The organism is Asticcacaulis sp. (assembly GCF_020217185.1).
Taxonomy (GTDB): Bacteria; Pseudomonadota; Alphaproteobacteria; order Caulobacterales; family Caulobacteraceae; genus Asticcacaulis.
Window position 1 is genome coordinate 1 of record NZ_JAIWNX010000250.1, and the last position, 10000, is coordinate 10000.

12 protein-coding genes are annotated in these 10000 nt (G+C 60.6%); 10 read left to right on the forward strand and 2 right to left on the reverse strand.

What is annotated here, in order from left to right:
- The 8 genes from LDL37_RS12455 to LDL37_RS12490 all read left to right on the forward strand — a co-directional run.
- The coding region (locus tag LDL37_RS12455) for an exodeoxyribonuclease VII large subunit (RefSeq protein ID WP_290798793.1) at nt 1-655 on the forward strand (655 nt) is incomplete at its 5' end.
- Nucleotides 656-692: 37 nt separating this feature from the next.
- Complete coding sequence (locus tag LDL37_RS12460; protein ID WP_290798796.1) at nt 693-911, forward strand: DUF2093 domain-containing protein; 219 nt, start codon at nt 693-695, stop codon at nt 909-911.
- Between the two features lie 56 nt (nt 912-967).
- A complete protein-coding gene (locus tag LDL37_RS12465) occupies nt 968-1843 on the forward strand; it encodes a M23 family metallopeptidase (RefSeq protein ID WP_290798799.1) in 876 nt (291 codons plus the stop codon).
- 234 nt (nt 1844-2077) lie between these two features.
- Nucleotides 2078-2575, forward strand: a complete 498-nt coding sequence (locus tag LDL37_RS12470) for a response regulator (RefSeq protein ID WP_290798802.1) — start codon at nt 2078-2080, stop codon at nt 2573-2575.
- A 155-nt stretch (nt 2576-2730) separates the two neighbouring features.
- Nucleotides 2731-4008: an EAL domain-containing protein gene (locus LDL37_RS12475; RefSeq protein ID WP_290798805.1), complete on the forward strand. Its 1278-nt coding sequence runs from the start codon at nt 2731-2733 to the stop codon at nt 4006-4008.
- A gap of 15 nt (nt 4009-4023) precedes the next feature.
- The gene (locus LDL37_RS12480) at nt 4024-4617 is read left to right on the forward strand and encodes a hypothetical protein (protein WP_290798807.1); all 594 of its coding nucleotides are present in this window, start codon (nt 4024-4026) and stop codon (nt 4615-4617) included.
- A 206-nt stretch (nt 4618-4823) separates the two neighbouring features.
- The gene (locus tag LDL37_RS12485) at nt 4824-5696 is read left to right on the forward strand and encodes a TIGR01459 family HAD-type hydrolase (protein ID WP_290798810.1); all 873 of its coding nucleotides are present in this window, start codon (nt 4824-4826) and stop codon (nt 5694-5696) included.
- Nucleotides 5697-5786: 90 nt separating this feature from the next.
- Complete coding sequence (locus LDL37_RS12490) at nt 5787-6209, forward strand: response regulator (protein WP_290798813.1); 423 nt, start codon at nt 5787-5789, stop codon at nt 6207-6209.
- A gap of 301 nt (nt 6210-6510) precedes the next feature.
- Here LDL37_RS12490 and LDL37_RS12495 read toward each other — a convergent pair whose 3' ends face one another.
- Complete coding sequence (locus LDL37_RS12495; protein ID WP_290798815.1) at nt 6511-7476, reverse strand: protein phosphatase CheZ; 966 nt, start codon at nt 7474-7476, stop codon at nt 6511-6513.
- 129 nt (nt 7477-7605) lie between these two features.
- On the reverse strand, nt 7606-7974 hold the full coding sequence (locus tag LDL37_RS12500) for a response regulator (RefSeq protein WP_343684401.1): 369 nt from the start codon (nt 7972-7974) through the stop codon (nt 7606-7608).
- Nucleotides 7975-8421: 447 nt separating this feature from the next.
- Between LDL37_RS12500 and LDL37_RS12505 the strand changes: the two genes are divergently transcribed.
- A complete protein-coding gene (locus LDL37_RS12505) occupies nt 8422-8853 on the forward strand; it encodes a MaoC family dehydratase (RefSeq protein WP_290798818.1) in 432 nt (143 codons plus the stop codon).
- An 11-nt stretch (nt 8854-8864) separates the two neighbouring features.
- Nucleotides 8865-9854, forward strand: a complete 990-nt coding sequence (ribF, locus tag LDL37_RS12510) for a riboflavin biosynthesis protein RibF (RefSeq protein WP_290798820.1) — start codon at nt 8865-8867, stop codon at nt 9852-9854.
- Nucleotides 9855-10000 lie beyond the last annotated feature (146 nt).

The following is a 10000-nucleotide window of genomic DNA, read 5'->3' on the forward strand; positions in this document are numbered from 1 at the left end:
GCACCGGCTGGGCGGTGGGCTGTTGCGCAATCTCAATGCCCACGACACGGCCTTTGCCCGCACGGCGGCGCGCTTTTCGCCCGCCCTGCTGGAGCGCCCGCGCCAGCTCAAGGCCGAGCGCGTGACGCAACTGTCCGAACGCGCCACGGCGGCCCTGACGCGCGGCGTGGAGCGGCAAAGGGTTGAATTTACCCGCCTGTCGGCGCGCCTGACCCCGGCCCTGACCCTGCGTCCGCTCGATCTGAAGCGCGAAGCCCTCAGCCGCCTGAGCCAGCGTTTCGACGCGGCCCTCAACCGCCGCCTCGACGACAGTGCGCGCCGCGCCCGGTTGCCTGAGTTGGAGCAACGTCTGGCCGCCGCGTTCGACCGCCTTCTCAGCCAGAAATCCGAACGCCTGCACCGGCTCGATCAGCTGCGCCTCAGCCTTGACCCCGACCGGCCGCTGAACCTCGGTTTCGCCCGCGTCAGCCGCGCCGATGGCCACCTCGTCACCTCACCCGATGGCGTAAGCGCCGGCGAAGCCCTGACTCTGACCTTCAAGGGCGACCGCACGCTCAGCGTCGTGGCCAGCGACGGCTCCTCAGCCCCGCCGTCCAAACCCACTCCGAAACCCCGCCCCGCGCCCCCCAAACCGGAACAGGGCAGCCTGTTTTAATCTTGCGCCCCACCGTGGTCGGGCCTATCTTGGGTGCATGAACATGCATTCCAAGCCGCCCCTCCCCGACCAGGCCATCCTCCATTACGGAGACGGTGAATACGCCGTCATGCGTCCGGGCAAGTTCGTGATCTGCGCCGTGTCGGGCAAGCAGATACCGCTGGAGGCCCTGCGCTACTGGAACCCCCGCACGCAGGAGGCCTATGCCGGGCCGGAAGAGGCCACGGCCAGATGGAAAACTCTGAACGGGCGTTAAAGCGCATCCCGAAAAGTGGGACGCACTTTTCGGATCCAGATGCGCGACAAGGCACAATGAAGCGGAGAGACATTCTGGGGGGCGGGCTTGCGCTGGGCCTTGCCGGTAGCGTCACGCCCGGTCTTCTGAACGCCGATCCGCGGCCCTACGGTTCGGTGTGGGCGCGCACCCTGAAAAGCGGTCCCTATAATCTTACAGGCAAGTTTGTGCAGGGCGGCTTTGCCATGGGCCGCGCCGAACCGCGTCAGGAGATCAGTGTTGACGGCACGGCGCGCGGTCTGACCTCGGCGCAGGGTGATTTCGTCATCGGCTTTGACCGCGATGCGCCGCCCCTGGCGCGGCTGGTCATCGGGTCCGGCCCGATCATGGATTTTGAAATCCTGCGCACCCCCTATGACATTCAGCGCATCGACGGTCTGCCCCCCGATCAGGTCAGTCCTTCGGACCCGGCGCTTCTGGCGCGCATCGCCAGAGAGCGTGACCTCAAAAACACCGGCTTCGCCAGCCGCGAAGACGCCGCGTGGTTCACTCAGCCGTTTCAGTGGCCCTTGCGCCGGTTTGTCAATTCCGGGCGCTTCGGCAATCAGCGCGTCCTCAATGGCGAACCCAAAAGCCCACACTATGGCTTTGACATGGCTGCCCCCGGAGGCAAGCCCGTCTATGCCCCGCAAACGGCGCGCGTGGCGCTGGCCGAACCCGACCTGCACTTCGAAGGCGGCCTGATTCTGCTCGACCATGGGCAGGGCCTGATCAGCATGTATCTGCACCTGTCCACCCTGACCGTAAAAGCAGGGGATCTGGTGACAAAGGGGCAGATTATCGGTCAGGTGGGGCAAAAGGGGCGCGCCACAGGGCCGCATCTGTGCTGGCGTCTGAAGTGGCGCGACCGCGCGCTCGACCCCTCGTTGTGGGTTGCATCCGGCGCGTCATAAAAGGGTATATATTACCATACGTCAGATCGTTTATCGTATAATAATATTATTGATTTTCAAATCGCTTGCGACATTTCGCCGCCTCGCGCCCTCTGCCTCAAAATCGGATGCTTATTTGGGCTTGATCTCGCTGCGCCTTCATCGTAACAGCGCTACTCTTTGTCACAGGTTTGCAAAAACAACGCCGCCTTTACATAACACCACAGGCAGAGCGTTATCCGGACTTTGGGGGATATGGCAGATTACGGTGCCCTGAAAATTCTGCTGGTTGAGGACAATCAGCACATGCGTTCCATTGTTCTGGCCATCCTTAAGGGGTCGGGCATCCGTGACGTGCGCGAAGCGCGCGATGGGGCCGAGGCCTTCGACCTGCTGCGGCAGTTTCCCGCCGATATCGCCCTGGTCGATTTCAACATGTACCCCATCGACGGGGTCGAATTCACGCGGATGCTGCGCACGGCCAGCGACTCGATCAATCCCTACCTGCCCGTGGTGATGATCACCGGCCATTCCGAACGCTCACGCGTGGTCGAAGCGCGCGATGCCGGCGTCAATGAGTTCGTGGCCAAGCCGCTCACCGCGCGCGCCCTTTTGAGCCGTCTCGACGCCGTGGTGATGCGCCCGCGCCCCTATATCCGCTGCGCCAGCTATTTTGGCCCCGACCGCCGTCGCAAGACCGATCAGCCCTATAATGGCCCCCTGCGCCGCGCCAGCGACGGGCTTCTGGCTTGAACCTATCGCGTATTTGAATCCAAAACGGCTGCACACGTTTTGGAATGCGCTTAACCAGTTGTTCATAAATATTAACGCGCGCTTGGCTTAGTCCCCAAATCGCCGCATAGTCGCCTTTGGCGCGATTCGGCGCGGCTGTTCGACAGGGACCCCCGATGGGAAGACTGACCTCCATATTGCTGATGGGAACCTATCTGTTCCTGTCCCTAGGCGCGGCTATGGCCCTCTATACGGGCGGGTCGGACACCGGCGCGTGCATCGCGGCGGCGCTGGCGACGATGGCCGTGTGTTTCGCCATCCATAATTTCGTCAATCAGTATCTGTCCGAACGCCGCCTGTCCAAAGAGATTGATCTGGTGCGCGACGCCCACCGCCTGATGGTCGAAGCCATTGATGTCACTCAGAAAGACATGGTTGAGCTGGCCGATCAGATGCAGCATCAGCGCGTCGGCCGCACGGATGAGCTGACCACCGAGGTCAAGATGCTGGAAAACCTGGTGCTCAAGCTGGGCGAAAGCATCGAGGAGCGCCTGTCCGACTGGAAGGCCGGGCCGGCGCAGGTCGCGGCCCCCGCCCCTCTGTCGCGTCAGGAGCAGCAGGCGATGGCGCTGATTGAAACCGTGCGTCAGGCCCTGATCGAAAACCGCGTGGACCTCTATCTGCAACCGGTCGTCTCCCTGCCGCAGCGCAAGACCATCTATTACGAAAGCTTTTCGCGCCTGCGCGACGCCACCGGGCGCGTGCTGATGCCCGCCGAATATCTGTCGGTGGCCGAACCCGAAGGTCTGGTGCCCTCCATCGACAACCTGCTCCTGTTCCGTTGCGTGCAGATCGTGCGCCGTCTGGCCAAGCAGGACCGTCGCATCGGCATATTCTGCAACATTTCGCTGACCTCGCTGCGTGATGAGGTCTTCTTCCCGCAGTTCCTTGAATTCCTCAACGAAAACCGCGATCTGGCCGATTCGGTTATCTTCGAGCTGGGGCAGGATGCCTACGCGGCGCGCGGCGCCATGGAAGCCCGCCACATGGCGCGGCTGGCCGATATGGGCTTCAAATTCTCGCTGGACAAGATCACCTCGATCGACCTTGACCTGACCGACCTGCAACGCTCGGACGTCCGCTATGTGAAGATCGGGGCCAATGTCCTGCTCGATCAACTGATGAACATTGACGGCAAGCCGGCCCTGCGTTTCCTCAAGGACATCCACGCGGGCGACTACGCCAACCTGCTGGCGCGCTACGGCATCGACGTCATTGCCGAAAAGGTCGAGAACGAGCGTCAGGTGGTGGATATCCTTGAAATCGAGGTCGCCTACGCGCAGGGCCACCTGTTCGGCGAACCGCGCGCCATTAAGGAGCAGGTGCTGCTGGAAACCGCCCCCCCGGCGGGCTTCATCAAATCGACCCTGCCTCCGCAACGCCGCCGGGCTTAAGATCGAAGTCTTGTTATGACGAGACTATACGAATGGAACCCCGTCCCACATCCGCTCGCCATTCACTGCCCGATATGCCGAAATCAGGCAGAGTTTGAGTTTGCGACCTATCGCAGGATAGAGCGCCGCGAACACATCGCCTACTTTAAAGCCAATAAAGCGTTTGACTATCGTCAGTATATAGACGGTTGCGGCCATAAATGGCACGCCGCCTTATATTATCCGGGGCTGCATGGTCCCCTGCAAAGTGGCATTCACGACCTGCCAGACGGATATGAACCTCAATTCTGGGCGCAAAGCCATTATTGGCGCAGCAGCCCTGGAAGCGGCATGGGTTCGGTTCGGTGCTCGGCCTGCCACTTCAGATCCAAACACCGCCTGAACTGGCCCGATGATCTGTATTTCCTGATCTCTTACCGAGGGCACAATCTGTGGGCCTATGATCGCGATAGCGCTATGGCCTTGCGTAACTTCATTGATTCAGAAACGCGATCCGTGCATCAGGATGGATATTCGCGTTTCCTGCTGCACATACCTTCCGTATTCAAACATCACAAAGCCCGCGAACCGCTTGTGAAAGCGCTCGATAAGAAGCTGTGTTCAAAGTGAGGGTCATACCTTCTCACAGCCTGATCTGATCATTGGTGCCGCCGCCCTATGTCACGGCCTGACCCTCGTCACCCGCGATACACAGGACTATGAAAAATCCCGCGTACCAGTGTTTAATCCGTGGCTTTCAGTCGTAGTATAGCGACTGAACGCTTGCCCCATTGGCCACACGCGCTATGAAGGCCGTTCTCAACGAAAGGCCCGCCATGACCGCCCCGCATCTGCTGACCCATCTGTCCGACATCGCCGCTGACTATGACGCGGTTTTCTGCGACATCTGGGGCGTCATCCATAACGGCAAGCGGCATTTTCCGGAGGCCTATGACGCCCTGCGCCGCTTTAAGGCCGAGCGCGGGCCCGTGGTGCTGATTTCCAACTCGCCGCGCCCGCAGGACGGGCTGAAGGCGCAACTGGCCGATCTGGGTGTCTATGACGATGCCTTTTCGGCCATCGTCTCCTCGGGCGATGCCACGCGCACCTTCCTGAAAGACTATGCGCCAAAAGGGTCGGCCTGGGTCATCGGGCCGGAGCGCGACGCACCGCTGTATGAGGGCCTGGGCGTCGATCTGAGCGGTACGCCGGACACGGCGGCTTTTATCTCCTGCACCGGCCTGTTTGACGATGAGAATGACACGCTGGAGCAGTACCATCCCGACCTGAAAGCCGCCGCGCAGCGCGGCATTCCCATGATCTGCGCCAATCCTGACCGCATCGTGCAGCGCGGGGATCAGATCATCTACTGCGCCGGGACTCTGGCCGACATCTATATGGCCTTTGGCGGCGAAGTGATCATGGCGGGCAAGCCCTACGCCCCCATCTACGACCTCTGCTATCAGGCCCTGAACACCGTTGCCGGGCGCGCGGTGGATAGATCGCGCATCCTCGCCATCGGCGACGGCCTGCCCACCGACGTGCTGGGGGCCAATGGTCAGGGGCTCGACCTCGTCTTTATCGCGGCGGGCATCCACGCCCTTGAGGCCACCAATGCCGAGGGCCAACTCGATGCGCAACTGCTGGTCAAGGTGCTGGAAAGCGAAAAGGCCAGCGCCCGTTACGTTTCCCCCGCTCTGGCGTGGTAAATAACAACGTCAGGTCGCGTTCCCCAGTAATGTTTTGTCAACAGGTCGCATCCAAAATAAGGATGTCATAAACACTCGTGGGGTGGCGCCGTGTCGCGTACCGTCCTGATCATCGAAGACAGCGCCACGCAGGCGCGTATCATCGCCCGCATGTTCGCGCAGCAGGGTTGCGAAGTGGTCACGGCCAGTTCGCTGACCGAAGCCCGCGCACAGCTTGATGTCACGCGCTTCTACCTCATTCTTGCTGATATTTTTCTGGGCGAAGACAATGTGCTGGACCACATGGCGGAGTTGCGTGAGCGCGCTCCCGGCACCCCCATCGGCATCATGTCTGCCGGTCAGCGCAATGACCCGGTGATGATCCGCACCATGCTCAACAAGGCGCGCCGCGAACAGGCCGACTATCTGCTGCCCAAACCGTTTAGCTATGTCGATGTGAAGCAGATCTGCACCTCGATCGACAGCCGCGACCAGACCGACCTGTCGCAGCAACTGTCGGCGTTAAGGGCCTGATTTTCTGATCTTAATAAAAGAGCCCTTCCCTGTTGCCGGGAAGGGCTCTTTTCTTCCGGTGTTATCCCACAGCAAAAACCCCTTCCGGATAGGGGCGGAAGGGGTTTAAGCGCATTCCGAAAAGTGTGCAACGGTTTTGGCTTCGCCGAACTCCGTTTCGGAATAAAATGCGCGACAATAAAACAGTCAGGGCGGAATGACGGTCTGTCATTCCGCCCTGACGGGCCACCATCATGAAGGCCTGCGGGACAGGCCGTTGGCCGGCCTTGTCCGTTATGGGGATGATCGGGGAAAATCCGGATCAGTCGAACAGGGCGTCGATATCGTCCTGCGAATTGGTCTTGTTCAGTTCTTCCGGCGACATGTCGAACAGGGCGTCGATGTCATCCTGAGACTGAGGCTCATTGCTGGCCGCCGGGGTATCGAACAGGGCGTCGATATCGTCCTGAGAATTGCCTGCCGCCGGGGCGGGCGCAGGTGCGGCCACAGGCGCGGGAGCCGGGGTGGGCGCCGGGGCCGCCTTGGCCACCGGTTCCGGTTTGGGCTCAGGCTTCGGTTCCGGTTTGGGCTCGGCTTTGGGCGCTTCGACCTTGGGGGCCTGCACCTTCAGTTCCGGAGCCGCCGCAGGGGCTTCATCGAACATGGCGTCGATGGCTTCCTGACGGGTTTCCGGACCCCCGATGGCGGGGCCGTTGAGCAGCAGGTCACGGGCGCGCTTTTCACGCTCGGACAGCTCGACATCCTTGTCTTCGACACCGAGCGTAGCCGCCAGCTTGCCGACGCGCTCCTCGATCTGCTTGAGAACATTGACGACCTTAGACACGCGCTGGCCGGTAATGTCCTGGAACGAGCAGGCTTCGAAAATCTTCATCACCTCGTCGTCCACCGCCGCCTTGTAGGCCTTGGGGTCCGACACATCCATGCCCATGATCGCCTCAGCGGCGTTCATGATATTGTGCGTAGCGTTTTCGGTATCGCGGGTGATGGCTTCCAGCTCCGCCCCTGCCGTCGGGATACGCTCCTGCGACAGATCATGCGGACGCAGTTCGCGGATCTCTTCCTTGGCCTTGGCGATATAGCCGGCGATAATGGCGAATTCTTCGGCGCGACGTCTGTCGAGCTGCTGGAAGAACTCACGCATCAGGCTGACGAGGGCCTCGGACTGCTGCATCAAATTGATCAGCTTGGGCTCCATCGCCGCGGCCAGAGCCGCGTCAACGGGCTCCAGTGCGGGAGATTCAGCCTGTTTGGGTGCAACCTGGCCCATTTTAACCTGCTTGATAGTCGGTCAATTCTTGGATCAAAATGACTTTCAGGAGAGTCGTCATTTCGATCTACGCTCTTTGTCTTATCGCGCTATTTTTCCGAAAAGGGGTCTCCCCTGTCGGATGGCGCTTTAGAACTCGCCGAGAACGGCGGTGATCTTCTGCTTCAGCGTCGCGCCATTGAACGGCTTGACGATGTAGTTGTTCACGCCGGCCTTCTTGGCGGCGATCACGTTCTCGGTCTTGGATTCAGCCGTGACCATGATGAAGGGCGTGCGTTTCAGCGAATCGTCCGAACGCACCTTCAAAAGGAGTTCATAGCCGGTCATGGGCTCCATGTTCCAGTCGGAAATGACCAGACCGTAGCTGGTCTTCTTCATCTTTTCGAGGGCTTCCGCGCCATCCGACGCTTCCTCGATGTTCTCGAATCCCAACTGCTTCAGCAGATTGGAAATGATCCGCAGCATGGTCTTGTAATCATCAACCACCAGGATCTGCATGGACATATCGACGGCCATGTGAGTGTGCCCACCTTTAATAACTCGGGCCCGCCTTATGCAGGCCCTTCACATCTGACTGGCCCATCATGGCAGCAAGCGGATAAAATAGAGTTAAAGGCCTCGCTCAAATTTTTTCATTTAATTCAATGATATAACTATAGTTAACCATGAAAAACCCGCGTTTTATGAACCGCGTTTGAAAAAATAATGCCAAATCGGGACAGTTTTACGCAGGCTTCGGGGGCAGGATTATGCGCCGGGCGTCTTGGCAAACGCCGCTGAGCGCCCTAAAGCGCAATCCGACAAAGTGGAAACCACTTTTGGCTTCGCCGAACTTCGTTTCGGAAAAATTGCGCGACAAAATAGGAATCTATAGCGGGATGATGTTTTCATCTAAACTCATCCCGCTATAGATCAGGCGCGAAACCTGAATACGGACCCCGATCCATGACCGATGCTGTCACCGTTTATCTCGAAGACCTGAGCGTGGGTCAGTCGCTGGAGCGCGCCTTCACCGCCACCGACGCCGCCATCCGCGCCTTTGCCGAGGTGTCGGAGGACCACAATCCCGTACACGTCGATGAGGCCTATGCGGCGACCACGCCGTTCAAGGGCCGCATCGCGCATGGCGCTTTGCTCAATGCGTGGATTTCGGCGACCATCGCCGGGGGCCTGCCCGGACGCGGCAGCATCTATGTGTCGCAGTCGCTGAACTTCAAACGCGCGGTCAAGATCGACGACGTGGTGACCATCACCCTCACCGTCACCGACATCCAGCCCAAGACCGGCGTCGTGACCCTGACCACCGTTGCCAGCGTCGGCGGCAAGACCTATGCCAAGGGTGTGGCCGAGGTCATCGCCCCGCGCAAGCCGGTCTGATCGTGACACAGATGGCGACCAAGGCGTTTCTTCTGACGCTCGAACCCGGCGGGGCCCTGCGCGCGCAGGCGCTCAATACACCTGCGCAGGGTGTGGCGTGGCCGACCGGGGCCTGTGCGGCGATAGGCAGCTTTGACGGCGTGCATCGCGGCCATCAGCGGGTGATTGAAAACGCCATCGCCGCCGCGCACCGTCTGGGGGCCCCCTCCACCGTTGTCTGTTTCGACCCGCACCCGCAGGCCTTCTTTCTGACGCGCGCCGGAAAGCCCGTCACGCCGTTTCGCCTGATGACTCTCGATCAGCAGGTGCGCGCCTTCTCCGAGCTGGGCGTCGAATACGTCTTTGTGCTGCGCTTTGACGAGACGCTGTCGGCCCTGACGGCCGAGGCGTTTACGCAGAACATCCTGCACGACCATTTGAAACTGAGCCACATCAGTTGCGGCTTCGACTTCCGTTATGGCGCCAAGGGCGGCGGTTCGGCACAGACGCTCAGCGAGGCCGGCGCCGCGATGGGCTTCACCACCGCCGTCACGCCGTGTCAGACCGATGAGACGGGGCACAAGCTGTCGTCGTCGGCCGTGCGTGAGGCGCTGGAAGCCGGTGATGCGCAACTGGCCGGGCACGTGCTGGGCCGTCCGCAGGCCTTTGCCGGTGTGGTGACGCGCGGCGATCAGATCGGGCGTCAGATCGGCTTTCCGACCGCCAATATCGAGCTTGGCGACTATCTGCGCCCGAAATACGGGGTCTATGTGACGCGCACGCGGCTCAGCGACGGGCGGGTGCTGGGCAGCGTCACTAACTTCGGCAAGCGCCCGACGGTGGGCGGCCTCAGCGAGCGGTTCGAGACGCATATCTTCGGGCTGGACCACGACATCTACGATCAGGGGGTAGAGGTCGAACTGCTGCACTATCTGCGCCCGGAACAGAAATTTCCGTCGTTTGAGGCGCTTAAAGAGCAGATCGCCAGGGATGCCGAGGCGGCAAAAGCCTATTTCGGCTGATCACTCTTGACCCGACGCAGCGTCGTCGTGTCGAAAATCTGAATTTCCGAACCGTAGTCGATATAGACGACATAGGCCGGGTCCTCCGGCAAGACCTCAAAGACGCGCGATCCGGCTATACCGACGCCCATCGGACCGCACGGCAG

What these genes read in the sequence shown, in the direction of transcription:
- LDL37_RS12475 (WP_290798805.1), top strand. Translation starts at nt 2,731, where the DNA reads ATGGGAAGACTGACCTCCATATTGCTGATGGGAACCTATCTGTTCCTG.
- LDL37_RS12470 (WP_290798802.1), top strand. Translation starts at nt 2,078, where the DNA reads ATGGCAGATTACGGTGCCCTGAAAATTCTGCTGGTTGAGGACAATCAG.
- LDL37_RS12500 (WP_343684401.1), bottom strand. Translation starts at nt 7,974, where the DNA reads ATGCAGATCCTGGTGGTTGATGATTACAAGACCATGCTGCGGATCATT.
- LDL37_RS12505 (WP_290798818.1), top strand. Translation starts at nt 8,422, where the DNA reads ATGACCGATGCTGTCACCGTTTATCTCGAAGACCTGAGCGTGGGTCAG.
- ribF (WP_290798820.1), top strand. Translation starts at nt 8,865, where the DNA reads ATGGCGACCAAGGCGTTTCTTCTGACGCTCGAACCCGGCGGGGCCCTG.
- LDL37_RS12495 (WP_290798815.1), bottom strand. Translation starts at nt 7,476, where the DNA reads ATGGGCCAGGTTGCACCCAAACAGGCTGAATCTCCCGCACTGGAGCCC.
- LDL37_RS12485 (WP_290798810.1), top strand. Translation starts at nt 4,824, where the DNA reads ATGACCGCCCCGCATCTGCTGACCCATCTGTCCGACATCGCCGCTGAC.
- LDL37_RS12480 (WP_290798807.1), top strand. Translation starts at nt 4,024, where the DNA reads ATGACGAGACTATACGAATGGAACCCCGTCCCACATCCGCTCGCCATT.
- LDL37_RS12465 (WP_290798799.1), top strand. Translation starts at nt 968, where the DNA reads ATGAAGCGGAGAGACATTCTGGGGGGCGGGCTTGCGCTGGGCCTTGCC.
- LDL37_RS12460 (WP_290798796.1), top strand. Translation starts at nt 693, where the DNA reads ATGAACATGCATTCCAAGCCGCCCCTCCCCGACCAGGCCATCCTCCAT.